The sequence below is a fragment of the Aeromonas sp. ASNIH2 genome, assembly GCF_002934795.1.
GTDB lineage: Bacteria > Pseudomonadota > Gammaproteobacteria > Enterobacterales > Aeromonadaceae > Aeromonas > Aeromonas caviae.
In genome coordinates, this window is the sequence record NZ_CP026406.1 from 273601 (window position 1) to 297595 (window position 23995).

Annotated in this window: 24 protein-coding genes and 1 pseudogene; 6 read left to right on the forward strand and 19 right to left on the reverse strand. The window is 60.7% G+C overall.

Annotated features, from left to right (window positions below):
• Positions 1 to 165 precede the first annotated feature (165 nt).
• The 11 genes from pepB (C3F36_RS01345) to ubiT form a co-directional block, all read right to left on the reverse strand.
• On the reverse strand, positions 166 to 1449 hold the full coding sequence (gene pepB, locus C3F36_RS01345; protein WP_039038726.1) for an aminopeptidase PepB: 1284 nt from the start codon (positions 1447 to 1449) through the stop codon (positions 166 to 168).
• Entirely contained in the window at positions 1446 to 2747 is a 1302-nt protein-coding gene (pepB, locus tag C3F36_RS01350; RefSeq protein ID WP_104454299.1) for an aminopeptidase PepB, read from the reverse strand. Before pepB (C3F36_RS01350) ends, pepB (C3F36_RS01345) begins: the two co-directional genes overlap by 4 nt.
• Before the next feature lie 157 nt (positions 2748 to 2904).
• Positions 2905 to 3243 (reverse strand): ISC system 2Fe-2S type ferredoxin, encoded by a 339-nt coding sequence (gene fdx, locus C3F36_RS01355; protein WP_005299781.1) that lies wholly within the window; start codon positions 3241 to 3243, stop codon positions 2905 to 2907.
• A gap of 1 nt (position 3244) precedes the next feature.
• A complete protein-coding gene (gene hscA, locus C3F36_RS01360) occupies positions 3245 to 5092 on the reverse strand; it encodes a Fe-S protein assembly chaperone HscA (RefSeq protein WP_104453035.1) in 1848 nt (615 codons plus the stop codon).
• A 28-nt stretch (positions 5093 to 5120) separates the two neighbouring features.
• Positions 5121 to 5639: a co-chaperone HscB gene (hscB, locus tag C3F36_RS01365; RefSeq protein ID WP_010675057.1), complete on the reverse strand. Its 519-nt coding sequence runs from the start codon at positions 5637 to 5639 to the stop codon at positions 5121 to 5123.
• A 190-nt stretch (positions 5640 to 5829) separates the two neighbouring features.
• Positions 5830 to 6153: an iron-sulfur cluster assembly protein IscA gene (iscA, locus tag C3F36_RS01370; RefSeq protein WP_010675058.1), complete on the reverse strand. Its 324-nt coding sequence runs from the start codon at positions 6151 to 6153 to the stop codon at positions 5830 to 5832.
• Between the two features lie 15 nt (positions 6154 to 6168).
• Entirely contained in the window at positions 6169 to 6552 is a 384-nt protein-coding gene (gene iscU, locus C3F36_RS01375) for a Fe-S cluster assembly scaffold IscU (protein WP_010675059.1), read from the reverse strand.
• A 54-nt stretch (positions 6553 to 6606) separates the two neighbouring features.
• Complete coding sequence (locus tag C3F36_RS01380; protein ID WP_010675060.1) at positions 6607 to 7821, reverse strand: IscS subfamily cysteine desulfurase; 1215 nt, start codon at positions 7819 to 7821, stop codon at positions 6607 to 6609.
• A 52-nt stretch (positions 7822 to 7873) separates the two neighbouring features.
• On the reverse strand, positions 7874 to 8377 hold the full coding sequence (gene iscR, locus C3F36_RS01385; RefSeq protein ID WP_025327241.1) for a Fe-S cluster assembly transcriptional regulator IscR: 504 nt from the start codon (positions 8375 to 8377) through the stop codon (positions 7874 to 7876).
• A gap of 94 nt (positions 8378 to 8471) precedes the next feature.
• Positions 8472 to 9197, reverse strand: a complete 726-nt coding sequence (gene trmJ / locus C3F36_RS01390; RefSeq protein ID WP_042880722.1) for a tRNA (cytosine(32)/uridine(32)-2'-O)-methyltransferase TrmJ — start codon at positions 9195 to 9197, stop codon at positions 8472 to 8474.
• A 190-nt stretch (positions 9198 to 9387) separates the two neighbouring features.
• Entirely contained in the window at positions 9388 to 9900 is a 513-nt protein-coding gene (ubiT, locus tag C3F36_RS01395) for a ubiquinone anaerobic biosynthesis accessory factor UbiT (RefSeq protein ID WP_041213385.1), read from the reverse strand.
• 189 nt (positions 9901 to 10089) lie between these two features.
• Between ubiT and ubiU the strand changes: the two genes are divergently transcribed.
• The gene (gene ubiU / locus C3F36_RS01400; RefSeq protein WP_010675064.1) at positions 10090 to 11085 is read left to right on the forward strand and encodes a ubiquinone anaerobic biosynthesis protein UbiU; all 996 of its coding nucleotides are present in this window, start codon (positions 10090 to 10092) and stop codon (positions 11083 to 11085) included.
• A 12-nt stretch (positions 11086 to 11097) separates the two neighbouring features.
• A complete protein-coding gene (locus C3F36_RS01405; RefSeq protein ID WP_039038733.1) occupies positions 11098 to 11970 on the forward strand; it encodes a U32 family peptidase in 873 nt (290 codons plus the stop codon).
• Between the two features lie 75 nt (positions 11971 to 12045).
• Here C3F36_RS01405 and nlpI read toward each other — a convergent pair whose 3' ends face one another.
• The 7 genes from nlpI to queA all read right to left on the reverse strand — a co-directional run bounded on the left by nlpI (position 12046) and on the right by queA (position 19075).
• Positions 12046 to 12978: a lipoprotein NlpI gene (gene nlpI, locus C3F36_RS01410; RefSeq protein WP_280520777.1), complete on the reverse strand. Its 933-nt coding sequence runs from the start codon at positions 12976 to 12978 to the stop codon at positions 12046 to 12048.
• A 90-nt stretch (positions 12979 to 13068) separates the two neighbouring features.
• Positions 13069 to 13437: a rhodanese-like domain-containing protein gene (locus C3F36_RS01415; protein WP_039038735.1), complete on the reverse strand. Its 369-nt coding sequence runs from the start codon at positions 13435 to 13437 to the stop codon at positions 13069 to 13071.
• 100 nt (positions 13438 to 13537) lie between these two features.
• Positions 13538 to 14485 (reverse strand): protein translocase subunit SecF, encoded by a 948-nt coding sequence (gene secF / locus C3F36_RS01420; RefSeq protein ID WP_039038736.1) that lies wholly within the window; start codon positions 14483 to 14485, stop codon positions 13538 to 13540.
• A 9-nt stretch (positions 14486 to 14494) separates the two neighbouring features.
• Positions 14495 to 16348 carry a protein translocase subunit SecD gene (gene secD, locus C3F36_RS01425; RefSeq protein WP_039038737.1) on the reverse strand — a complete coding sequence of 618 codons (1854 nt, stop codon included), beginning with the start codon at positions 16346 to 16348 and terminating at the stop codon, positions 14495 to 14497.
• Between the two features lie 18 nt (positions 16349 to 16366).
• Positions 16367 to 16702 carry a preprotein translocase subunit YajC gene (gene yajC / locus C3F36_RS01430; RefSeq protein WP_010675070.1) on the reverse strand — a complete coding sequence of 112 codons (336 nt, stop codon included), beginning with the start codon at positions 16700 to 16702 and terminating at the stop codon, positions 16367 to 16369.
• A gap of 50 nt (positions 16703 to 16752) precedes the next feature.
• Entirely contained in the window at positions 16753 to 17889 is a 1137-nt protein-coding gene (tgt, locus tag C3F36_RS01435; RefSeq protein ID WP_010675071.1) for a tRNA guanosine(34) transglycosylase Tgt, read from the reverse strand.
• Between the two features lie 118 nt (positions 17890 to 18007).
• Complete coding sequence (gene queA / locus C3F36_RS01440; RefSeq protein ID WP_041215015.1) at positions 18008 to 19075, reverse strand: tRNA preQ1(34) S-adenosylmethionine ribosyltransferase-isomerase QueA; 1068 nt, start codon at positions 19073 to 19075, stop codon at positions 18008 to 18010.
• 211 nt (positions 19076 to 19286) lie between these two features.
• On the opposite strand from queA, the gene C3F36_RS01445 reads away from it, so the two are divergent.
• The 4 genes and pseudogenes from C3F36_RS01445 to C3F36_RS01460 all read left to right on the forward strand — a co-directional run.
• Complete coding sequence (locus C3F36_RS01445) at positions 19287 to 19733, forward strand: CBS domain-containing protein (protein WP_104454300.1); 447 nt, start codon at positions 19287 to 19289, stop codon at positions 19731 to 19733.
• Between the two features lie 629 nt (positions 19734 to 20362).
• Positions 20363 to 20929: an alkyl hydroperoxide reductase subunit C gene (gene ahpC, locus C3F36_RS01450; RefSeq protein WP_010675074.1), complete on the forward strand. Its 567-nt coding sequence runs from the start codon at positions 20363 to 20365 to the stop codon at positions 20927 to 20929.
• A 142-nt stretch (positions 20930 to 21071) separates the two neighbouring features.
• Positions 21072 to 22658 (forward strand): alkyl hydroperoxide reductase subunit F, encoded by a 1587-nt coding sequence (gene ahpF, locus C3F36_RS01455; protein WP_104454301.1) that lies wholly within the window; start codon positions 21072 to 21074, stop codon positions 22656 to 22658.
• Between the two features lie 184 nt (positions 22659 to 22842).
• A pseudogene (locus C3F36_RS01460) lies at positions 22843 to 23151 on the forward strand (helix-turn-helix domain-containing protein); the annotation flags it as partial.
• Between the two features lie 79 nt (positions 23152 to 23230).
• Here the strand turns inward: C3F36_RS01460 and istB are convergent.
• Positions 23231 to 23986 carry an IS21-like element ISAs27 family helper ATPase IstB gene (istB, locus tag C3F36_RS01465; RefSeq protein WP_043851824.1) on the reverse strand — a complete coding sequence of 252 codons (756 nt, stop codon included), beginning with the start codon at positions 23984 to 23986 and terminating at the stop codon, positions 23231 to 23233.
• Positions 23987 to 23995: the final 9 nt, after the last annotated feature.

A 23995-nucleotide genomic window follows, 5' to 3' on the forward strand; every position in this document is an offset into this window, starting at 1 on the left:
AGAATCCTTGAAACAACATGGTGACTCATCTTGTGCCAGGACAGAGAGAAAAAATGTGCGCTTGCGCACGATCGGCATGCTAATGCCTCAAAACCGTATTAATTGCTCAGCAAAGCAGCACTGGAAAGGGCACCCTGAGGTGCCCTTGTGATGCCGTTCACTGACTCAGCGCGTCTCCGCCATCAGGGTATGGGCGATGGTGCGCATCCCCAGGGTATTGGCCCCGGGCGCCCACAGACTGTCGCCGTTTTCGCTGAAGCAGGCGGCGAGATCGACATGCAGCCAACCTCTTCCCTCATCAGGGACAAAGCGGGAGAGGAAACCTGCCGCATTGGAGGCCCCCCCCGGTCCGCCGCCCGGCACGGGGCGGCTATTGGCGGTGTCGGCATAGTGGGACGGGCACTGCTGGCGATGCCAGGGCTCCAGCGGCAGCGGCCATGCTGGCTCCTGCTCCGCATCCGAATAGGCCATGGCGCGGCTCACCAGCCCCTTGTCCAGTCCAAACAGGGCGTTGTAACGCCCCCCCAGCGCCATCACGGCCGCCCCGGTGAGGGTGGCGGCGTCGATGATGAGCGGCGCACCAGACTCGCCGGCCAGTTGCAAGCCGTCGGCCAGGATCAGACGCCCTTCGGCGTCGGTGTTGACCACCTCCACCGTGGTGCCGTTCTTGTAGGTGAGGATGTCACCCAGCTTGTAGGCATGGCCGGATACCAGGTTCTCGGCGCAGCAGAGGATGAGCTTCACCCGCTTGTCGAGGCCACGCAGAATGGCCAGCGCCAGCGCGCCGGTGACGATGGCGGCACCGCCCATGTCGTGTTTCATGGTCAGCATGCCCTGGGAGGTTTTCATGGAGTAGCCGCCGGAATCGAAGGTGATCCCCTTGCCCACCAGGGCGGCCGCTACCGGCGCCTTGGGATCCTTGCCCGGATTGAAATCCAGCTCCAGCATCACGGGCTCGCGGTCACTGCCACGACCCACTTGATAGAGACCGACCCAGCCCGCCTGTTGCAGCGCCTCTCCCTTGAGGATGCGATGGCTGATCCGGTCCGGTGCCAGCTCGGTGAGGAAGGCGGCGGCTTCGACCGCCAGCTCCAGCGGCCCCAGCTGCTCCGGGGTGGCGTTGGTCATCTCCCGCACCCAGCGCCCGCACAGCCAGCGCGCCTCCAGCTCCTCCCTGTCCTCCTCGGACGAAGTGGCCCACTGCAACCCCACTTCCGCCTTGGGCGTCTGCAGCCCCTGGGCAAAGGCCCACTGCTGCTCCCGCTCCCAGTGGCCAGCCAGGACCACCTGCTGGATCCCCTGGCTGCACAGGCGCCGCGCCGCCTGCTGGATATCCAGCAAGGGAGTGGCGCTCACCAGATGGATCACCATGCCGTCGGCACGGTGGGAGAGCAGTGCCCCCTCCCCCCACTCGGCCGGTGCAAACTCTCGGCTCAACCAGACGTTCATGCGCACACCTCCTGCAGCCAGCGGGCAATCGTGCGAAGACCATGGCCCTTGGCCCCGGTCGCCCAGAGATCATTGCCCGACTTCTGATAGGAAGCGGCCAGGTCCAGGTGCACCCAGCCCTTGCCTTCGTCACGGACGAAGCGCGACAGGAACGCCGCTGCCGTGGTGGCGCCGGCAGTACCTTCTGCGGACGCCACATTGCCCAGCTCGGCAAAGGCCGAGGTGAGCTGGCCTGCGTGCCAGGGTTCGAGCGGCAGCGGCCAGGCCTTCTCGTTTTCGGCGTTGGCGGCAGCCAGCGCGCGCACCTGCTCCGCCTCATCGATGGCAAACACGGCATTGTAGTCGCGGCCCAGCGCTGTCTTGGCGGCGCCGGTCAGGGTGGCAGCGTCGAGGATGTAGGCAGCCCCGCTTTCGCTGGCGGCCAGCAGGCCGTCTGCCAGCACCAGGCGACCTTCCGCGTCGGTATTCTGGATCTCGACCGAGATGCCGTTGCGATAGGTGAGGATGTCGCCGAGCTTGAAGGCGTGGCCGGAGACCAGGTTCTCGGCGCAGCAGAGGATGAGCTTGACCCGCTTGTTCAGGCCACGGCTGATGGCCAGCGCCAGGGCGCCGGTCACCATGGCGGCGCCGCCCATGTCGGACTTCATCGGCAGCATGTTGTCGGAGGACTTCATGGAGTAGCCGCCGGAATCGAAGGTGATCCCCTTGCCCACCAGCGCCGCGACCACAGGGGCGTTGGCATCCCCGGTCGGGTTGTAGTCGAGCTCCAGCAGCACCGGCTCGCGCTCGCTGCCACGGCCCACCGACCAGACCCCGATATGACCCGATTCACGCAAGGCTTCGCCAGCGGTGATGCGGGCGGTCACCTTGTCACCGCCGAGGCTGCGAATGAGCAGCAGAGCGGACTCCGCCAAGCTCATGGGGTAGATGGCTTCCGGGCAGCCGTTGGTCACCTCGCGCACCCAGCGGGTCGCTTTGAGCAAAGCCGCCAGCTCGGCAGCCTCCTGATCGCTCTGCTCGCCGAAATCGAGCTCGCGATCCCCCTTGGCGGCATAGAAGCCCTGGGCAAAGGCGTAGCGACGCTCCCCATTCCAGCCCTCACCCACCAGTTTGACGCGCTTGATGCCGCTCGACTCGAGGCGTCTGGCCCCCCGCTGGATCGCGCGCAGCGCCTCCTTCTCCTGGCCAGCGGCCAGATGGAGATGGGCCTCGTCGCCGTTGAAACTGAGCAGGGCACCCTCGCCCCAGTGGGCGGCGGCAGCCTGGGACGACAACCTTACGTTCATCATGTCAGCCATGTTCTCTTGCTTCCTTTTTATTGGCACTTTCATCAACGAATAGGGAAATCACGGGCACAAAAAAGGCCGCTCCCTCAAGGGTCACGGCCTTCACCATATCATTACTGCACCATGAGATGCTGCACGCGCAATTCACTCATGTGTAATTAAGGGGTCATCAGTGGCGCTCGGACGCCAGATTCAGGGTGTACTTGGGCAGTTCCACCACCAGATCCTCGTCCGCCAGTCTGGCCTGGCAGCTGAGACGGGATTCCGGCTCCAGCCCCCACGCCTTGTCCAGCATGTCGTCTTCCAGCTCGTCGCTCGGCTCGAGGGAGTCGAACCCTTCCCGCACCACGCAGTGGCAGGTAGTACACGCACAGGACTTCTCGCAGGCGTGCTCGATCTCGATGCCATTGCGCAGCGCGATATCCAGAATGGTTTCACCGGTCGCACCTTCGAGGGCCGCGCCGTCCGGACAGAGCTCAGGATGGGGCAGAATAATCAGTTTTGGCATATCACACCTTGTTGACGTTTTGTCCGGTCAGCACCTTGCGGATGGAGGCATCCATCCGGCGGGCTGCAAATTCGCCACTGGCAGCGTCCGCCGCCTCGATGGCCTCTTTGATCTGGTTGGTGGTGCCCGTGCTGCGCATGGTCAGCAGATGGGCGATGGCGGCATCCAGCTCGGCCCGTTCGGCGGGGCTCAATAAAGCCTCGCCATCGGCTGCCAGGGCGGCGTTGAGACTCTCGACCACCCGGTCGGCCTCGACCTGCTGCTCCGCCAGCATGCGGGCGTCCATGTCCTGCTGGGCATTGGCGATGGAAGCGCTCAGCATGTTGAGGATGTCATCTTCCCCCAGCCCGTAGGAGGGCTTGACCTGGATCTCGGCCTGCACGCCGGAGGATTTTTCCATGGCGCTGACCGACAGCAGACCGTCCGCATCCACCTGGAAGGTGACGCGAATGTGGGCGGCGCCGGCCGCCATGGGCGGAATGCCGGTCAGGGTGAAGCGGGCCAGGGAGCGGCAATCCGCCACCAGCTCGCGCTCCCCCTGCACCACGTGGATGGCCATCGCGGTCTGGCCATCCTTGAAGGTAGTGAACTCCTGGGCGCGGGCCACCGGAATGGTGGTATTGCGCGGGATCACCTTCTCGGCGAGGCCGCCCATGGTCTCCAGACCCAGCGACAAGGGGATAACGTCCAGCAGCAGCATCTCGGCATCGGGCTTGTTGCCCACCAGGATGTCGGCCTGGATGGCGGCACCGATGGCCACCACCTTGTCAGGGTCGATGCTGGTCAAGGGGGTGCGGCCGAAGAACTCGCCCACCCGCTCGCGCACCAGCGGCACCCGGGTCGAGCCACCGACCATCACCACTTCCAGCACCTCTTCCTGCTCAAGACCCGCATCGCGCAGGGCGCGCCGACAGGCCTGCAGGGTGCGCTTGACCAGGGGCTGGATCAGCTCGTCAAACTGGCTGCGGGTGACGGTACCCTGCCAGCCGGCAAAGGTGCAGGCAACGGCATCGGCATCGGTGAGGCCGTGCTTGATGCTGGCCGCCGCATCCAGCAACTCGCGCTGGGTACGGGCATCGAGCTGACCGGACAACCCGGCTTGCTCTTTGAGCCAGTCCGCCAGCAGATGGTCAAAATCGTCACCACCGAGTGCCGAGTCGCCGCCGGTGGCCATCACCTCAAACACCCCGCGATGCAGACGCAGGATGGAGATATCGAAGGTTCCGCCACCCAGGTCATAGACGGCGATCACCCCTTCCTGACCGGAGTCGAGGCCATAGGCGATGGCGGCCGCCGTGGGTTCGTTGAGCAACCGCAGCACGTGCAGGCCGGCCAGTCTTGCCGCGTCCTTGGTGCCCTGACGCTGGGCATCGTCAAAATAGGCGGGCACCGTGATGACCACGCCGTCGAGGTCTCCCCCGAGGGACGCGGCACCGCGCTCGGCCAGTTTTTTCAGGATCTCGGCCGAGACCTGCACCGGATTGACCAGCCCCTGGCGGGTCCGCAACTGGGGCATGCCCGTCTCGGTAGCCACGAACTCGTAAGGCTGCTGGCGGGTATCGATGTCGGCCAGCCCCTTGCCCATCATCCGCTTGACCGAGACGATGGTGTTGTGGGGATCGAGGGCCGCCTCACGCTTGGCATCGAAGCCAACCCGGATGGTATCGGCCTGGTAATGGACCACGGAAGGCAGCAGATCACGCCCCTGCTCGTCACAGAGGGTGTCGGCCTGGCCGCTGCGCACGGCGGCGACCAGGGAGTTGGTGGTGCCAAGATCGATGCCGACGGCACGTTTATGCTGGTGAGGCGCGGCGCTCTGGCCTGGCTCGGCAATTTGCAGTAATGCCATGGGTAATCACAATTCCTGCGTTAGAGGGTCAAGACTCGAACAGCGAGTCTTCGAATCGTTCCAGCTCCTCGAGGAGCTTGTCGACAAATTTGAGCTTGCGAACGCAATCCGCCGCCTGCAGATCCTCACCCCTGGTGAGAGAGTCGGTCAGCCGTTGCATCAACGCCTGGTGATCATGCCTGATCTCCTGGCGAAAATCCTTGATGGCCCCCTCAGGGTCGGCGTCGCCCTTGAGATCAGCCAGCCGCTCTCGCCACTCCAGCTGTTGCATCAGAAAGGCGGGATCTTGCAGTGTCTGCTGCTCGCCGCGAATATCGGTGCCCCGCAAGGAGAGCAGGTACTCGGCTCGGCGCAAGGGGGCCTTGAGGGTGGTAAAGGCATCGTTGATCTGGGCAGCACGCTGCACGGCAGCCAGTTGCTCCCGCTCGGGGGCAGTCGCAAAACGATCGGGATGGAACTGGGTCTGCAGCTGACGATAGGTGTCAGCCAGTTGGCGAGTATCGAGCTCGAAGCCCTCAGCCAGCCCGAACAGCTCGAAATGATTCATCCTTCGTCCTCAGACAATAACGCTGGGAGTGCAACCACACTCGTCTTGAACTTGAAAGCAGTGGCATGGACTGGCGTCCACACCACTGTGTTGATGAGCAAGGTGTTGATCACAAGAGACTCGCCGCAACAGGGCTCACCCTTGGGGCTGCGAGGCGTTGCAAACATGGGCGATCGGTCAATCGAACCACTTACACGCTGAAGCTTTCGCCACAACCACATTCGCCCTTGGCATTCGGGTTGTTGAACTGGAAGCCCTCGTTGAGGCCTTCCTTCACGAAGTCCAGCTCGGTGCCATCCAGGTGGATCAGGCTCTTGGCATCCACGATGATCTTGACGCCTTTCTGCTCGAACACCTGATCCTCGGCAGCCAGCTCATCCACGAACTCGAGCACATAGGCAAGGCCAGAACAGCCGGTCGTCTTGACGCCGAGGCGCAGGCCGATGCCCTTGCCCCGGTTGATCATGAAGGAGGAAACCCGCGCCGCTGCGGCATCTGTCATGGTTATGGCCATACTGCTCTCCGGACCTTAAAGACCTTTCTTCTGCTTGTAATCGGCGATGGCGGCCTTGATGGCATCCTCCGCCAGAATGGAGCAGTGGATCTTCACCGGCGGCAGCGCCAGCTCTTCGGCGATGTCGGTGTTCTTGATACCGGCCGCTTCGTCCAGGGTCTTGCCCTTGACCCACTCGGTCACCAGGGAGCTGGAGGCGATGGCGGAACCACAGCCGTAGGTCTTGAACTTGGCATCTTCGATGATGCCATCGTCGCTGATCTTCAGTTGCAGCTTCATGACGTCACCACAGGCCGGTGCACCGACCATGCCGGTGGCGACGCTGGGATCGTTCTTGTCAAAACCACCGACGTTGCGGGGATTCTCGTAGTGGTCGATTACTTTTTCACTGTAAGCCATATCTAACTCCTGCTAATTCCGTTGTTCACCAGACCCTTGCCATGCTGGCAAGGATCAGTGATGTGCCCATTCGACCGTGTTCAGATCGACGCCATCCTTGAACATCTCCCACAGGGGGGACATCTCACGCAGACGACCGATGGAGTCGCAGATGAGCTTGATTGCGTAGTCGATCTCTTCTTCGGTGGTGAAGCGACCGATGCTGAAACGGATGGAGCTGTGTGCCAGCTCGTCGTTCAGACCCAGGGCGCGCAGCACGTAGGAAGGTTCCAGGCTGGCCGAGGTACAGGCAGAACCGGAAGAGACCGCCAGATCCTTCAGTGCCATGATGAGGGATTCCCCTTCCACATAGGCGAAGCTGACGTTCAGGTTACCCGGTACACGCTGATCCAGATCCCCGTTGATATAGACTTCTTCGATGTTCTTGATGCCATCCCACAGACGCTGGCGCAGGGCCATGATGTGCTGGCTCTCGCTCGCCATCTCTTCCTTGGCGATGCGGAAGGCTTCCCCCATGCCGACGATCTGGTGGGTTGCCAGGGTACCGGAGCGCATGCCGCGCTCGTGACCACCGCCGTGCATCTGGGCTTCCAGACGAACACGGGGCTTACGGCGCACATACAGGGCGCCAATGCCTTTCGGGCCGTATACCTTGTGGGCGGACATGGAGAGCAGATCAACCTTGAGCGCTTCCACGTCGACCGGGATCTTGCCCACGCTCTGGACGGCGTCCACGTGCAGCAGGATCTTGCGGGAACGGCACAGCTCGCCGATGGCAGCGATGTCTTGCACCACCCCGATCTCGTTGTTGGCGTGCATGATGCTGACCAGGATGGTGTCATCACGCAGGGCGCCTTCGATCTGCTCAAGGGTGAACAGGCCGTTGGGCATGGGCTCAAGGTAGGTCACCTCATAGCCTTCACGCTCCAGTTGGCGGCAGGTATCCAGCACAGCTTTGTGCTCAGTCTTGGAGGTGACGATGTGCTTGCCCTTGCCGGCGTAGAAATGGGCGATGCCCTTGATGGCCAGGTTGTTGGACTCGGTCGCACCGGAGGTAAAGACGATCTCGCGCGGGTCCGCGCCGATCAGCTCTGCCACTTGATTACGGGCCAGATCCACCGCCTCTTCGGCCTGCCAGCCGAAACGGTGGGAACGGGAGGCTGGGTTGCCGAACAGGCCGTCCATGGTGAGGCACTGCATCATTTTTTCTGCGACACGCGGGTCCACCGGACAGGTTGCCGAATAATCAAGGTAAATAGGCAGTTTCATCTTTTTCTCCGTTACGACGGGGTCACACAGCGACTCGTCGTGGAAAGCACGTTTATAGTTGGACTTTCAAGCTCACATCACCGCGTTCGGCCCGATCAACCAGGGACAACACGGTCTTCATTTGTTCATCTTGCTTACCGGCGATACGGCGCACATCGGCCTGACCAACCAGCTCGGCCAGGGTGATATCCCCCAGGAAACTGGAGATGCGTTCGCTCAGATCCCGCCACAAGGAGTGGGTCAGGCACTGGGTACCACCGTGGCAGCCCCCTTTGCCGAGGCACTTGGTCGCATCGACCGATTCATCGACCGCGGTGATCACCTGACCGACCGAAATCTCGCCAGGGGCCAGACCGAGGCGATAGCCGCCACCGGGGCCACGTACGCTGCTCACCAGACCATGTTTGCGCAGACGAGCAAACAGTTGTTCCAGATAGGACAAGGAGATGCCCTGGCGCTCTGAAATATCAGCCAGGGGCACAGGCCCCTGCTCTGCATGCAACGCCACGTCGAGCATGGCTGTCACCGCGTAACGTCCTTTTGAGGTCAGTCTCATATGCCTTACCGTCTTGCGAACCAATCAATATGTGGCATATGGTCACATACCCGACTAAATCAGTCAAGTATATGCTTGAGTAAATCAGTCGGGATTAATCCTGTGCCCTGGACTTCTGGACAGAGGTGAGAATGCCCCGCAGGATGTTCAACTCCACCGCTTCGGGTCTGGCCCGATTGAACAGACGACGCAGTTTGCTCATCACATGGCCTGGGTGGTCATCGGCAATGAATCCCGTCTTTTGCAACGTCTGCTCCAGATGCTGATAAAACCCTTCCAGTTGCTGGGCGCTGGGGTACTCGACCCGCTCATCCTCCGGCTCCTGGTTCTGTACTTCCAGCCAGCGCATCCGCACCTCGTAACAAAGGGTCTGCACTGCCATGGCCAGATTGAGGGAGCTGTATTCTGGATTGGCGGGAATGGCCACATGGAAGTGGCATTTTTGCAGTTCGTCATTGGTGAGGCCGGTGCGTTCACGGCCAAACACCAGCGCGACCGGGTGCTCCATGCCCTCGGCAACCAGCTTCTCGCCCGCTTCACGGGGATCCAGCATGGGCCAGCTCAGGGTGCGGGAGCGGGCACTGGTGCCGATGACCAGACCACAGTCGGCAATGGCCTCGTCCAGGGTCGGCACGATTCGGGCGCGAGCCAGGATATCGCTGGCCCCCGCCGCCAGGGCGACGGCCTCCTCATCCGGCTGGGCCTGGGGATCGACCAGCACCAGTTGAGTCAGTCCCATGGTCTTCATGGCCCGCGCCGCGGATCCCATGTTGCCGGTGTGAGAGGTGTTTACCAACACGATACGAATCTGATCCAACATGCCCAGTCAATCTTAAGTCAAAAATGGCGCGCAATTGTAACATAACCAATCGCTATTTTGGCACCGCTTCCGACCAGGCATTTCTGCACAAACAGGCAGATGACGCCTCCCCACCCTGCGTGGTCACGCTGACAGTGGGGTACTGCGGCTCAAGTTCACCTGTTCCGCAGCACTCGGGCAAGAAAACGGCTCAGCCCATTGTCGCGGCAGTGGGCACGTGCGTCTCGCGGGCCCGCTCGATAAAGGTCGCCAGATCCATCAGGGGGTATTTCATCAATCCCAGCCCGTCCAGATCCAGGCTGTCCATCAGATTTTTCACCTCCAGGCCCAGCTCTGTATCCCCCTCTATCTTCAGTCGGCGCTGGAAGAAGAGGGAATCCGGGTCTTCACGGCGCCCGGCGATCAGAACAAGATCCTGGCTATTGCCGCTGAAACAGACATCGGCGTGTTCACACTCCCTCGCCACTACCAATTTGCCCCCCTGCTCGCTGATAAACCAGCATAACCCCAGATCGCTGACTTCCACTTTCAGCCACTTGCCCGCAAGAAACGCAAATTCCCCCTCTTCGATGGCCTCCCGGAATACCCTACCCAGCAGGGCCTCCATCAGGTTTTGTTGCAGCGGGAAGGGCACCAGCTTGAGGGGGTGGCGCAAGAGACGGGGTGCCTGTTCGACCAGGCGACGTTGCAGATGTTGAAACACGATAAACTCCCAGTTTTTTGCGCATTCAAGCACAGCCCCTTCGGCAAGATCCTGTTGAAAATCAAACTTGTGCCCACTTACCTCAAGAAGGGTAAAGCCACCTAAAGCTGCCTCAGGTCAAAAAGCGGGAGGGCAAGCATGAATACAATCGGGCCACTTTTGCATTTTTGCCCTCTCGGAGCGTACCCGATGGAATTACTCTGCCCGGCAGGCAGCCTGCCGGCACTGAAGACAGCCGTGGATAACGGGGCCGATGCGGTCTACATCGGCTTCAAGGATGACACCAATGCCCGCCACTTCGCCGGGCTCAACTTCACCGACAGCAAGCTGGAAAGAGCGGTTGACTATGTCCACCAGCATGGCCGCAAGCTGCACATCGCCATCAATACCTTTGCCCACCCGGGCTCCGACGCCCGCTGGAAGCAGGCCGTGGACAAAGGGGTGGCGCTCGGTGCCGATGCCCTGATCATCGCCGATCTCGCCGTGCTCGATTATGCCAGCCGCCGCCATCCCGACATGGAGCTGCATGTCTCGGTCCAGGCCAGCGCCACCAACGCCGCCGCCATCCGCTTCTACCAGCAGCACTTCAACGTCGGCCGGGTGGTGCTGCCGAGGGTGCTCTCCATGCATCAGGTCAGGCAGCTGGCCCGCGAGACCGACGTCGGCCTCGAGGTGTTCGCCTTCGGCAGCCTCTGCATCATGGCGGAGGGGCGCTGCTACCTCTCCTCCTACATGACAGGCGAGAGCCCCAACACCGTCGGTGCCTGCTCACCAGCCAAGTTCGTGCGCTGGGAGGAGACCCCGAGCGGCCTCGAATCCCGCCTCAACGAGGTGCTGATCGATCGTTACGGCCCGGGGGAAAATGCCGGCTACCCGACCCTGTGCAAGGGGCGCTTCGAGGTGGATGGCCAGACCTATCACGCGCTGGAGGAGCCCACCAGCCTCAACACCCTCGGCCTCCTGCCCGAGCTGTTCCAGACCGGCATCCAGTCAGTCAAGATCGAGGGACGCCAGCGCAGCCCCGCCTATGTGGAGCAGGTGACCCGGGTCTGGCGCGCCGCCATCGACGCCTATCAGGCCAACCCCGAGGCCTATCAGGTCAAGGCCGAGTGGGATGCCCAGCTCGCCCGCGTCTCCGAGGGGAGCCAGACCACCCTCGGTGCCTATCATCGCCAGTGGCAATAAGGAGCCCTGTTCATGAAATTCTCTCTCGGCCCCCTGCTCTTCTACTGGCCCAAGGCCGACACCCAGGCCTTCTATCAGGCGGCCGCCGCCAGCCAGGCCGACATCGTCTATCTGGGGGAAACCGTCTGCAGCAAGCGGCGCGAACTGAAAGTGGATGACTGGATTGCCCTCGCCCGTCAGGTGGCGGGCTCCGGCAAGCAGGCGGTACTCTCCACGCTGGCGCTGATCTCAGCTCCCTCCGAGCTCAAGGAGGTCAAGCGGCTGGTCGACAACGGCGAGCTGATGATCGAGGCCAACGATCTGGGGGCCGTCCAGCTCGCCAGTGAAGCCGGGCTGCCGTTCGTCTGCGGCCCCGCCATCAACGCCTACAACGCCGACGTGCTGCGCATGCTGCTTAAACAGGGGATGCAGCGCTGGGTGATGCCGGTGGAGCTCTCCCGCGACTGGCTGATGCAGCTCAATCAGGATCTGGGCAGGGAGCGCCAGCAGTTCGAGGTGGAGGTGTTCGCCTATGGTCATCTGCCGCTCGCCTACTCGGCACGCTGCTTCACCGCCCGCTCCCTCGACCGGCCCAAGGACAACTGCGAACTGGCCTGCATCCACTACCCCACCGGGCGACTTGCCAGCAGTCGCGAAGGGCAGAAGGTGTTCAACCTCAACGGCATCCAGACCCAGTCCGGTTACTGCTACAACCTGGGTAACGAGCTCAAGGGGATGGAGGGCCTGGTGGATGTGGTGCGCCTATCGCCCGAAGGCATGGAGACCCTGACGATGCTGGAGCGCTTCAAGGCCAACGAACAGGGGATGGCCCCCCTGCCCTTGCTGCAGGAGCGGGACTGCAACGGTTACTGGCGCCAGATCCCCGGCATGAGCCTGGTGGAGTAGCGGTACACCCCGTGTCACCAGACAGCAAAAAGGCCTCGTCAAGAGGCCTTTTTCATGGGGATCAAACCCTTTTAGTCACGCTTTGCCGCTCTTGCCCTGGGCTCCGGGTGGCTGGGGCTTGCGCGCCATCAGTTCCAGCTCCAGCAAGGCATAGCGATGCTCGATGAAGTCATAGACGTTGTTGGCCAGCGCCAGCTTGAAGTAGCTGATGGCTTCCTTGCGGTTACCCTTGGCCAGCTCGAACTTGCCGAGGTAGAAGTAGGTCTCGCACAGGCGCTCGGCGAGCTCCCTGTTGTCCTTGACCCCTTTCACCACGTTGCTCATCAACTGGGTGGCATTGATGTCGCCCGTATAGAGGCGCACCAGATCCCAGTTCCAGGCGTCGTCGTCATACTTGTTGAGCCGCTCGCGCATCCGGCTCATGGCCGCCGGTCCGTTGAGCTTCTGCTCGGCCAGATAGAGCCAGATCACCCGATAAGGGTCTTCTGGTTGCGCCTCGTAGAAGCGCTTCATATCCGCCGCGGCAAGCTCGGGGCGATTGCCGTAATAGAGCGCGATTCCCCGGTTGAGATAGGCGTAGTCGTAATCCGGGGCGAGCTCCAGGGCGGAGTCGAACGCCTCATAGGCCTCGTCGTAGTTCTGCTGTTGAACCAGATAGACACCGATGAAGTTGTAGGCCTCGGCAAAATCCGGCTTCTCCCGCAGGGCGCGGTTGAAGTCGAGTCGCGCCAGGGAACGCAAGCCCACCCGGTCAAACACCACGGCACGCTCATAGAAGAGTTCTGCCCGCTGTTCGGTCGTCAATTCCATTTCACTGAGCATCTGCCCGAGTCGCGCCAACGCCAACTCGCTCTGGTAGGAGACCTGCAAGGGGGTCGCCAATACCAGTGAAGCGGGTTGCGGCTTGGGAACTTGAGGCGCTTTTACCTGACTGCTACTGCTGCAACCCCACAAGGGGAGCAACAACAGGATACCCGTGAGGTATCCAATCCCTATCCTGACGTTCAATGAACACTCCGACGCTTACGCTTGACCCCGCATATGGTAAAGATCACGGGGCCGTTTGTCATGTGGCGCAGCCCCTCTCCCTCAAATAAATCAGGATTCGACAGGGTATCCGGCATCGCTCCAGCCGCGAAAGCCTCCATCGACGCTGACGACCCGGGAATAACCCATCTTCTGCAGATTATCCGCCACCAGGATGGAGCGAAATCCCCCACCACAATAGAGGTAGAGTTCGGTGTCGGGATCCGGATACCGGGTCTCGATGTCACGCTCTATCACCCCGCGCCCGAGATAGGTGGCCCCCGGCAGATGGCCCCTAGCCCACTCGCTCTCTTCGCGCACGTCGATCAGATGAAATGCTCGGCCCTCATCCTGCCAGCGCTTGATTTGATGCACATCGGTTTCCTGCACCTGCGGGCGGATGGCCTCTACCAAGGCCAGAAAACGGGGATTGTGTTGCATGGGCTTGCTCCTTGCTTTGGGTAATGGATGCTGGGTTGTGGGGAGCATCATGACTCACCCCGGCCACAAGAGAAAGGGCGCCTTGCGGCGCCCTTGTCTGTTACGGCAGGATCTCTTGCTGATCCGCGCCCTCTTTTTCCACCTGGGTCGGCAGCATGTGCTCCCGCTTGATCCCGAGGAACATGGCTGAGGCGCTCGCCACATAGATGGAGGAGTAGGTCCCGAAGGCCACCCCGATCACCATGGCGATGGAGAAACCGTGGATCAGAGGCCCGCCTTTGAGCAGCAGCGCCACCACCACCACGAAGGTCAACCCCGAGGTGATGATGGTCCGGCTCAGGGTCTCGGTCATGGAGAGATCCATGATCTCCGCGGTGTCCCCACGGCGTACCTTGCGGAAATTCTCCCGCACCCGGTCGAACACAACGATGGTGTCGTTCAGGGAGTACCCCACCAGCGTCATCAGCGCCGCCAACACGGTCAGGTCGAACTCGTACTGGAAGTAGGCAAAGATGCCGAGGGTGATGATCACGTCGTGAGCCAGGGAGAGGATGCCCCCCGTGGCCAGACGCCACTCGAAGCGCACCGCCACGTAGATCAGGATACAGAGGATGGAGGCCAGCATGGCCAGGGCACCGTCGGTGGCCAGCTCGTCACCCACGGAGGGACCGACGAACTCGACACGCTTGAGCACGGCGCTCTCGTCGACCAGCTTGGCGGCCGCCAGGACCTCGTTGCCCTGCTGCTCGACCTTGACGCCCTCTTGGGGGGCCATGCGCACCAGCACATCACGGCTGGAGCCGAAGAACTGCAGGGTCGCCCCGTCAATCTTCTGCTGATCCAGCGCCTCGTGCATCTTGTCCAGGCTCACCGACTGCTGGAACCCCACCTCGATGGTGGTACCGCCGGTGAAGTCCAGCCCCCAGTTCAGGCCACGATCGTACAGAACGTAGAGGGCGAGCACCGTTACCAGAGCAGAGAGGACCATACCCAGCTTGGCGAAACGCATGAAGGGGATGGGCTTTTCAAAATGTAGAATTTGAAACATGTCTCTTCCTTAGATCGGCAGCTTGTCGATGCGCCGTCCACCCCAGGCCAGGTTGATGATGGCGCGGGATACCGTGATGGCAGTGAACATGGACGCCGTCAGGCCGATCCCGAGGGTCAGGGCGAAGCCCTTGATGGCACCGGTACCGATACCGAACAGGATCACGCAGGTGATGAGCGAGGTGACGTTGGAGTCGGCGATGGTGGAGAAGGCGCGGTCAAAGCCCAGGTGAATGGCTTGCTGCACCCCGCGACCATTGCGGATCTCTTCACGAATACGCTCGTAGATCAGCACGTTCGCATCCACCGCCATCCCCAGCGTCAACACGATACCGGCGATGCCCGGCAGGGTCATGGTGGCCCCCGGGATCATCGACATGATACCGACGATGAGCACCAGGTTCATGGTCAGCGCCAGATTGGCCACCCAGCCGAAGGCACGGTAGTAGATCCCCATGAAGAGCACGATCACCAGCATGGCCCAGCCGATGGCTTCCATCCCGCTGTCGATGTTCTGCTGACCCAGGCTCGGGCCTATGGTGCGCTCTTCGACGATCTGGATCGGGGCAATCAGGGCACCGGCACGCAGCAGCAGCGCCAGGTTGTGGGCTTCGTTGGCGTTGTCGATCCCGGTGATGCGGAACTGGCTACCCAGGCGAGACTGGATGGTGGCGACGTTGATCACCTCCTCCTGCTTGCGGAACTTGCGCTTGCCGTCCGGACCAGGCTGACCCACCGGCTTGTACTCGATGAAGACGGTCGCCATGCCTTTGCCAACGTTGTCCTTGGTAAAGTTGGCCATCTTGTTGCCACCCTGACCATCGAGCTTGATGTTGACCTGGGGACGGCTGTATTCATCGAAACCGGACTGGGCACCCACGATGTGGTCACCGGTCAGGATCACGCGCTTTTGCAGTACCACGGGACGACCGTTGCGATCGTTGTAGACCTTGGAGCTCGGCGGCACGCGGCCTGCGGCAGCGGCCTGGATATCGGCAGCCTCATCGACCATGTGGAACTCCAGGGTCGCGGTGGCACCCAGGATCTCCTTGGCACGGGCGGTGTCCTGGATCCCCGGCAGCTCGACGATGATGCGCTCACCGCCCTGCTGCTGGACCAGCGGCTCGGCCACACCCAGTTCGTTCACCCGGTTGCGGATGATGGTGATGTTCTGCTCGAGGGCATACTTCTTCACCTCTTTGACCTTGGCTTCGCTCAGACTGGCCAGCAGGATGAAGTCATCCCCTTTCTGGTCGGTGGTGAAGACAAGATCCGCATTCTGGCGACGCAGGAAGGAGAGTGCCTTAGCCTGATCGGCCTCGTCACGGAAGACCACCTGCACCTGATCCCCGACCCGGCGTACACCGGAGTAGCGGATCTTCTGGGTGCGCAGCTCGGCGCGGAAATCCTGCACCATCTGTTCCTGCTGCTTGGCCAGCGCTTCGGCCATGTCCACTTCCATCAGGAAGTGCACACCGCCCCGCAGGTCAAGACCGAGCTTCAGGGGCGCCGCGCCGATGGCCTCGAGCCAGGCGGGGGTGGACGGTGCCAGGTTGAGGGCGGTGATGAAATTGTCGCCCAGCTTGTTGGCCACGATGTCGCGCGCCTTGAGCTGGTCTTCGGTGTTGTTGAAACGGATCAGGATGAAGCCGTGCTCGAACGCCGCATGCTTGACCGGGATCTTCGCCTCGTCGAGGGTTTCCTTCACCTGATCGAGGGTTTCTAGTTTGACTTCGGCACCACGGCTGGCAGAGACCTGCAAGGCCGGGTCTTCGCCGTAAAGATTGGGGGCTGCATATAGAAAACCGATGGCGATCACGACGATCACCATCAGGTATTTCCACAGCGGATAGCGATTTAACACGCTGTGCTCCTCGGGAGATTAGAGGGACTGGATAGAACCCTTGGGCAGAACGGCAGAGACGAAGTCACGCTTGATGGTGACCTGGGTCTGATCGTTCAGGGCCAGCACAATGTAGTCGCTGTCGGCGGAAACCTTGGCGATCTTGCCGACCAGGCCACCGGAAGTGAGCACTTCGTCGCCCTTGGAGAGGGAGCTCATCAGATTGCGATGCTCCTTGGCACGCTTGGCCTGGGGACGGTAGATCATGAAGTAGAAGATGAGACCGAACACGGCCAGCATGATGATCATTTCCATGCCACCACCCTGTGCTGCCGGAGCCGCGCCTTCTGCATACGCCTTGGAGATAATGCTCATTTAACAACCTCTTATTGATGTAGATTTGAATACTAACTTATATGTCGTTGTTATTTCACGTCATTTTCAGCCAGTGGAGGCACAGGCTTCCCTTGCCGACGGTAAAACTCAGTTACAAAGTCGTCTAATTTACCCTGCTCGATCGCGTCCCGCAAACCCTGCATCACGCGCTGGTAATAACGCAGGTTGTGGATGGTATTCAGACGGGCACCGAGGATCTCGTTGCACTTGTCCAGATGGTACAGATAGCTGCGGGTGTAGTTCTTGCAGGTGTAGCAATCGCAGTCCGCATCCAGGGTGCTGGTGTCTTCCCGGTACTTGGCGTTGCGGATCTTGACCACGCCATCGGTGGTAAAGAGATGACCGTTGCGGGCGTTGCGGGTCGGCATCACGCAGTCGAACATGTCGATACCGCGGCGCACCCCTTCCACCAGATCCTCCGGCTTGCCCACCCCCATCAGGTAGCGCGGCTTGTCGGCCGGAATTTTCGGGCAGACATGGTCAAGGATGCGATGCATGTCCTCTTTGGGCTCACCCACGGCGAGACCGCCGACCGCGTAACCGTCGAAGCCGATCTCAAGGAGACCGTCCAGCGACACATCCCGCAGCGGTTCGTAGACAGAACCCTGGATGATGCCGAACAGGGCGTTCTTGTTGCCGAGCGCATCGAACTTGTCACGGGAGCGCTTGGCCCAGCGCAGGGACATCTCCATGGACTTGCGCGCTTCCTCGTAAGTGGCCGGGTACGGGGTGCACTCGTCGAAGATCATCACGATGTCGGAACCCAGATCGTACTGGATCTCCATGGACTTCTCGGGATCGAGGAAGATCTTCTCGCCGTTGATGGGATGACGGAAGTGCACCCCCTCCTCGGTGATCTTGCGGATGTGCCCCAGACTGAATACCTGGAAACCACCGGAGTCGGTCAGGATCGGCCCCTGCCAGTTCATGAAGTCGTGCAGATCGCCGTGGGCGCGCATCACTTCCTGACCCGGGCGCAGCCAGAGGTGGAAGGTGTTGCCAAGCAGGATCTGGGCACCGGTCTCACGCACCTCTTCTGGGGTCATCCCCTTGACGGTGCCGTAGGTGCCGACCGGCATGAAGGCCGGGGTCTGGACCACGCCACGCTCGAACACCAGTTGACCGCGACGGGCACGCCCATCGGTGGTTTTCAATTCAAATTTCATTGCTACCTCTATTCAGTCAGAGAAACAGTCTGACAACAAAGGGCCCGAGGGGCCCGGTAATATGAAGCCGGCCGGCATACTGACAAGCAGAGCCTGAACGACTTCTGAAGGGCAAGGCTTAACCCTGCACCCGGCGACGGGTGACGAACATGGCGTCCCCGTAGCTGAAGAAACGGTACTGTCCCGCCACGGCGGCCTGATAGGCGGCCATCACGTTGTCATAGCCGGCAAAAGCGCTGACCAGCATGATCAGGGTGGATTCGGGCAGGTGGAAGTTGGTGATCATGGCATCGACCACCTGGAACTCGTAACCGGGGAAGATGAAGATGTCGGTGTCATCGAAGAAGGGCGCCAGCGGCTTGCCCTGGGCCAGGGTCGCCTTGGCTGCGCTCTCGAGGGATCGTACCGACGTGGTCCCCACCGCAACCACCCGACCGCCGCGGGCGCGGGTCGCCGCGATGGCATCCACCACCTCCTGGGGCACTTCGGCGTATTCCGAGTGCATGTGGTGATCTTCAATCTTGTCGACGCGCACCGGCTGGAAGGTGCCCGCCCCCACGTGCAGGGTCACGAAGGCCATCTCCACGCCCTTGGCACGGATCTGCTCGAGCAGCGGCTCGTCGAAGTGCAGACCGGCGGTCGGCGCCGCCACGGCACCCGGCTTCTGGTTGTAGACGGTCTGGTAGCGCTCCTTGTCGGCATCCTCGTCGGGGCGGTCGATGTAAGGGGGCAGCGGCATATGGCCGATGGCATCCAGAATGGTCAGCACAGGGCGCGGGTCGAGGAAGTGGATCTCGAACAGAGCGTCGTGGCGGGCACGCATCTCGGCCTCGACGGGCACGCCGTCGGCACCGCCATCCAGAAGGAGACGGGTACCTGGCTTGGGGGACTTGGACGAGCGGACGTGCGCCAGCACGCTGTGCTCGTCCAGAATGCGCTCCACCAGCACCTCCAGCTTGCCGCCGCTGGCCTTCTGGCCAAACATGCGGGCCGGAATGACCCGGGTATTGTTGAACACCAGCAGATCGCCGGGGTTGAGCTGGTCAAGCACATCGACAAAATGACCGTGGCGCAGGGCGCCGGTTTGACCATCGAGCTGCAGCAGGCGGCTGGCGGTACGCTCCGCCATGGGGTAGCGGGCAATCAGCTCGTCTGGCAGATCAAAATGAAAATCGGATACTTGCATCTTTCACCTCGGGGGAATCGGCGGCTAGTCTAGTTATCCCCCTCTTCCAAGGCAACCCAAAAGACTAAAAACCCAAGGAAGACAAGGGATAGCGGGCCATTTTGTGAGGTTGGGCCCGTTAAAAAACCTTTAAGGTTTTGTATTGACCCCGATCATGTTCTGGCGACGGGGGCTGGGCTAGGGTGGAAGCAGACACACAAGGAGGCCCACCATGATGACCCTCTCCGAGATCATGACTGAACACCCCTTTACCCTGGGTCCGGAAAACAGCGTCAAGCAGGCGATGGAGCTGATGCAGCAGGAGCGGATCCGTCACGTTCCCATCGTCGATGAACACCAGCATCTGCTCGGTCTGGTCACCCTCTCGGACATCCTGGCCACCCGCGAGTCCAAAATGCTGCTGATCAATCCGGAGCGGGAGGCAGAGTTCACCGACAGCGTCCAGCTCGACGAGATCATGACCCGTCAGGTGGCAAGCGTGGATCCCCACGCCGGCATCAAGGAGGCGGCCCTGTATCTGCAGCGCCACAAATATGGCTGCCTGCCGGTACTCAAGGGGCGCAAGCTGGTTGGCATCGTCACCGAGTCGGACTTCATCGCCGTGGCCATCAATCTGCTGGAGCTGATGGAGGAGCAGGAGCCCCCAACCGACTTTTGATCTTAAAATTCTGTAATAAAATTACAATAAAAGCGTTTTCAGCCTAATTTAACGGCTATTCAAGTGAAACACTTTCAATTTGACTGTAAAATTACACCACAAAACTTGCGTTGTGACATTCATTACACTATGATGCCCACCATGCAATGGTTGCCGAAGAGGAGGTGAGGATTGTGCACCCGCCATCTTCTCTTCATATGTCTGCAAGTTTGCACACCCCGTAGTTAGTCTTTGCTGTAAAGCATATTTATCGCCATTCCTTGTTTGATGACCCGGCCCTGTCTGTGCGACGGCGCCGGGATTTTTTTATCCCTCTTTTTTCTACTGCGCCGCCTCGTCTGCCCCCTTCTCTGCTCACGCAATGAAAACAAATCCGGCCCAGCCCTTGAAAATGTGACATGCAGGACAGAAATTGAACTTCGACAATGAGTTATCTCCGAAGGCCTGAGATATTCATGTTAGGTACAGTTGTGATGGTCTATCTAATAAATAGATTTATGTAATTCAAAATTGTGGCTTTGACCGATTAGAAAAAGTCACTATGATGACTCCATCGAAAGTTAAGCGCCTCGTCTGGCACGACTCTTCAACACCAGACAGGCATATGTACATCACCAAGGAGCAAATACATGTCTACCTACATCAACACTGAAATCAAGCCGTTCAACGCCACCGCCTACCACAATGGCAAATTCGTTCAGGTGTCTGACGCTGACCTGAAAGGCAAGTGGTCCGTGGTGTTCTTCTACCCGGCTGATTTCACCTTCGTCTGCCCGACCGAGCTGGGCGACCTGGCCGACAACTACGCCGAATTCCAGAAGCTGGGCGTCGAGATCTACGCCGTCTCCACCGACACCCACTTCACCCACAAGGCCTGGCACGACACTTCTGACACCATCCAGAAGATCCAGTACCCGATGATCGGCGACCCCACCGGCACCATCACCCGCAACTTCGGCGTGATGATCGAAGAAGCTGGCCTGGCTGACCGCGGTACCTTCGTCATCGACCCGCAAGGCGTCATCCAGATCGTTGAAATCAACGCTGGCGGCATCGGCCGTGACGCACTGGAACTGCTGCGCAAGGTCAAGGCTGCCCAGTACGTTGCTTCCCACCCGGGTGAAGTGTGCCCGGCCAAGTGGAAAGAAGGCGACGCCACCCTGGCCCCGTCCCTGGATCTGGTAGGCAAAATCTAAGCCTCCCCGCTCTGAAGACCGGCCCGTTCAAGGGCCGGTCTTGTTTACGGCCCTCAGAAAATGCGCCGGTCTGCTGTGTGGACCTCTGTTTTCTGTATCCGGTCATCGTGCCGACCCGCATTCAGCAAGAAGGAATTCGACCATGTTAGATACCAACCTCAAACAACAACTCAACGGTTACTTGCAGTACATCGTCAATCCCATCGAGATCAGCGTGTCCGGCAATGACAGCGACAAATCCGCCGAACTCCTGGCATTGGCCAGCGAGATCGCCGAGATGTCCCCCAAAATTTCCCTGACCGATGGCACCAATGCCCGCAAGCCTTCCATGAGCATCGCGCCCCAGGGCCAGGCCCCGCGCGTGCACTTTGCCGGCATTCCCATGGGTCATGAATTCACCTCCCTGGTGCTCGCCCTGCTGCAAAGCGGCGGTCACCCCTCCAAGGCCGATCCGGCCGTGCTGGAGCAGGTGAAGAACCTCAAGGGCGAGTTCCACTTCGAGACCTATATTTCCCTCTCCTGCCACAACTGTCCGGACGTAGTACAGGCCCTGAACCTGATGTCCACCCTGAACCCCGGCATCACCCACACCATGATCGACGGTGCCCTGTTCCAGGATGAGGTGAACGAGCGTCAAATCATGGCGGTCCCGAACGTCTACCTGAACGGTCAGCCGTTCAGCCAGGGCCGCATTTCGCTGGAAGAGATCGTTGCCAAACTCGACACCGGCGCTGCCGAGCGCAAGGCGCAAGAGCTGAGCGAAAAAGCGCCTTATGACGTGCTGGTGGTGGGCGGTGGCCCGGCCGGTGCCGCCGCGGCCATCTATGCCGCCCGCAAAGGCATTCGCACCGCCATTGTCGCCGAACGTTTCGGTGGCCAGGTGATGGACACCGTCGGCATCGAGAACTTCATCTCCGTGCCCTACACCGAGGGCCCCAAGCTGGCAGCCAGCCTGGAGCAGCACGTCAAGCAGTACGGTGTGGAAGTGATCACCGAGCAGCGTGCCGCCGCCATCAGCAAGGATGGTTACGTCAACGTGGACCTCGCCTCCGGTGCCACCTTGAAGAGCCGCGCCGTGATCCTGGCGACCGGTGCCCGCTGGCGCGACCTGAACGTGCCGGGCGAACTCGAGTACCGTACCAAGGGTGTGGCCTACTGCCCCCACTGTGACGGCCCCTTCTTCAAGGGCAAGCGCGTGGCGGTGATCGGTGGCGGCAACTCCGGCATCGAGGCGGCCATCGATCTGGCCGGCATCGTCGAGCACGTCACCGTGGTGGAGTTCGCCGATACCCTGCGTGCCGACGACGTGCTGCAGAAGAAGGCCCGCTCCATGGGCAATATCGACATCATCATGAGCGCCCGCACCACCGAAGTGATCGGCGACGGCAGCAAGGTGGTGGGCATGGACTACGAAGATCGCACTACCGGCGAGATCAAGCACCTGGCCGTGGCCGGCATCTTCGTCCAGATCGGTCTGGTGCCGAACACCGAGTTCCTCAAGGGGAGCGAAGTGGCCCTGACCCGCTTTGGCGAAATCGAGATCGACACCAAGGGTGCCACCTCCCTGCCCGGCGTCTATGCCGCAGGGGATGCCACCACGGTACCGTTCAAGCAGATCATCATCTCCATGGGGGCAGGTGCCACCGCCGCCCTGGGTGCGTTTGATTACCTCATTCGCAACCCGGCGCCGGAAGCACAATCTACCCAGGCCGATGCCGTGACAGCCTGATAACCGCCCAACAAAAAACCGACTCCCTGGAGTCGGTTTTTTTATCCCTGTCGTTGGGTCGGCAGCCTTCAACGCCTGTATGGAGATGGTATTCACCTGACAGTTGCCCACAAAAGGGAGTGGTCATACGGCTTCAAACCGGATAACAAAACGGTACCCCTACCGTGTTATCTGGAGTCACCGTATGACCACCAACGAGAAAGTAGCACGTCGCAAACTCAGCCTGCTAGAGCTCGCCAAAGAGCTCAATAATGTCAGCAAAGCCTGCAAGCTCATCGGCTACAGCCGTCAGCAGTTCTACGAAATTCGCCGTAATTACCAGACCTATGGCGCCGAGGGATTGCTCGACAAATTGCCCGGCTGTAAAGGGGCTCATCCCAATCGGGTCGCTCCCGAGATTGAACAGGCCATCCTCGATTACTCCCTCACCAGACCAACTCATGGCCCGCTGCGGGTCGCGCAAGAACTGGCTCTGCAAGGCATCAATGTCAGTGGCTAATAACATCATGTCGATCAGCCAATAACATCATGCCGATCACTTTTTTTCTGCCCGCGTTTATAGCGTCTTCCTTTTACTCCGCCTGATCGGCATCGGTCAAGTTGGCGCCCTGTTTTCTCATCGATTCTCCCGTTAAGGTCACGCGCACCGCTCTGTGGATCAGTCGGTCCAAGATCGCCTCGGCGAAGGTTGCCTCTCCGATCATCCCGTACCACTTCTCCACCGGCAATTGGCTCGCCACTATCGTTGAGACGTTGCCGTAGCGGGTATCGATGATCTCCAGCAGGTTGCTGCGTTCGCTCGCGTCCAGCATCTCCATGCCCCAGTCATCCAGGATCAGTACCCCTATGTTGCTTACCCGCTCCAGCAGTTTCGGATAGCTGCCATCCGCTTGGGCCAGTCGCATCTCTTCAAGTAGGGTTTTCAGCCGGTAATACCGCACGCCCACTCCTTGCCGGATAAAGTAACGGCCCAGGGCACACGCCAGGTAACTCTTGCCACAGCCTGCCGCGCCCGTTAGCAGCAGGTTTTGTTGATGACTCAGCCAGTGTCCTTCCAGCAGTTGGCGGATCTGCGCTTTGCTCACGCCTCGACCCGCCCGATAGTCGAGCTGCTCCACCTGTCCGGCTAGCCGGAACCGGGCTTGCTTCTCCAGGCGGTTGGTTTTCCTCTGCTCCCGCTGCACCAGCTCATGGCTCAGTAATAGTTGCAGCCGCTCTTCAAAACCCATATCCAGGTACAGCATGCTCTGGGCCTGCTGCTGGTTCAGAGCCTGTTTCATGCCGCTCAAGTGCAGGCGGCTTAGTTGTTCATCGAGGTGTAATTGCATCGGCTTCTC

Excerpts from the sequence above, each read along its gene's own strand:
- pepB (WP_039038726.1), bottom strand. The coding sequence starts at position 1,449 with ATGAACGTCTGGTTGAGCCGAGAGTTTGCACCGGCCGAGTGGGGGGAG.
- pepB (WP_104454299.1), bottom strand. The coding sequence starts at position 2,747 with ATGGCTGACATGATGAACGTAAGGTTGTCGTCCCAGGCTGCCGCCGCC.
- fdx (WP_005299781.1), bottom strand. The coding sequence starts at position 3,243 with ATGCCAAAACTGATTATTCTGCCCCATCCTGAGCTCTGTCCGGACGGC.
- hscA (WP_104453035.1), bottom strand. The coding sequence starts at position 5,092 with ATGGCATTACTGCAAATTGCCGAGCCAGGCCAGAGCGCCGCGCCTCAC.
- hscB (WP_010675057.1), bottom strand. The coding sequence starts at position 5,639 with ATGAATCATTTCGAGCTGTTCGGGCTGGCTGAGGGCTTCGAGCTCGAT.
- iscA (WP_010675058.1), bottom strand. The coding sequence starts at position 6,153 with ATGGCCATAACCATGACAGATGCCGCAGCGGCGCGGGTTTCCTCCTTC.
- iscU (WP_010675059.1), bottom strand. The coding sequence starts at position 6,552 with ATGGCTTACAGTGAAAAAGTAATCGACCACTACGAGAATCCCCGCAAC.
- C3F36_RS01380 (WP_010675060.1), bottom strand. The coding sequence starts at position 7,821 with ATGAAACTGCCTATTTACCTTGATTATTCGGCAACCTGTCCGGTGGAC.
- iscR (WP_025327241.1), bottom strand. The coding sequence starts at position 8,377 with ATGAGACTGACCTCAAAAGGACGTTACGCGGTGACAGCCATGCTCGAC.
- trmJ (WP_042880722.1), bottom strand. The coding sequence starts at position 9,197 with ATGTTGGATCAGATTCGTATCGTGTTGGTAAACACCTCTCACACCGGC.
- ubiU (WP_010675064.1), top strand. The coding sequence starts at position 10,090 with ATGGAATTACTCTGCCCGGCAGGCAGCCTGCCGGCACTGAAGACAGCC.
- C3F36_RS01405 (WP_039038733.1), top strand. The coding sequence starts at position 11,098 with ATGAAATTCTCTCTCGGCCCCCTGCTCTTCTACTGGCCCAAGGCCGAC.
- C3F36_RS01415 (WP_039038735.1), bottom strand. The coding sequence starts at position 13,437 with ATGCAACACAATCCCCGTTTTCTGGCCTTGGTAGAGGCCATCCGCCCG.
- secF (WP_039038736.1), bottom strand. The coding sequence starts at position 14,485 with ATGTTTCAAATTCTACATTTTGAAAAGCCCATCCCCTTCATGCGTTTC.
- yajC (WP_010675070.1), bottom strand. The coding sequence starts at position 16,702 with ATGAGCATTATCTCCAAGGCGTATGCAGAAGGCGCGGCTCCGGCAGCA.
- tgt (WP_010675071.1), bottom strand. The coding sequence starts at position 17,889 with ATGAAATTTGAATTGAAAACCACCGATGGGCGTGCCCGTCGCGGTCAA.
- queA (WP_041215015.1), bottom strand. The coding sequence starts at position 19,075 with ATGCAAGTATCCGATTTTCATTTTGATCTGCCAGACGAGCTGATTGCC.
- C3F36_RS01445 (WP_104454300.1), top strand. The coding sequence starts at position 19,287 with ATGATGACCCTCTCCGAGATCATGACTGAACACCCCTTTACCCTGGGT.
- ahpC (WP_010675074.1), top strand. The coding sequence starts at position 20,363 with ATGTCTACCTACATCAACACTGAAATCAAGCCGTTCAACGCCACCGCC.
- ahpF (WP_104454301.1), top strand. The coding sequence starts at position 21,072 with ATGTTAGATACCAACCTCAAACAACAACTCAACGGTTACTTGCAGTAC.
- istB (WP_043851824.1), bottom strand. The coding sequence starts at position 23,986 with ATGCAATTACACCTCGATGAACAACTAAGCCGCCTGCACTTGAGCGGC.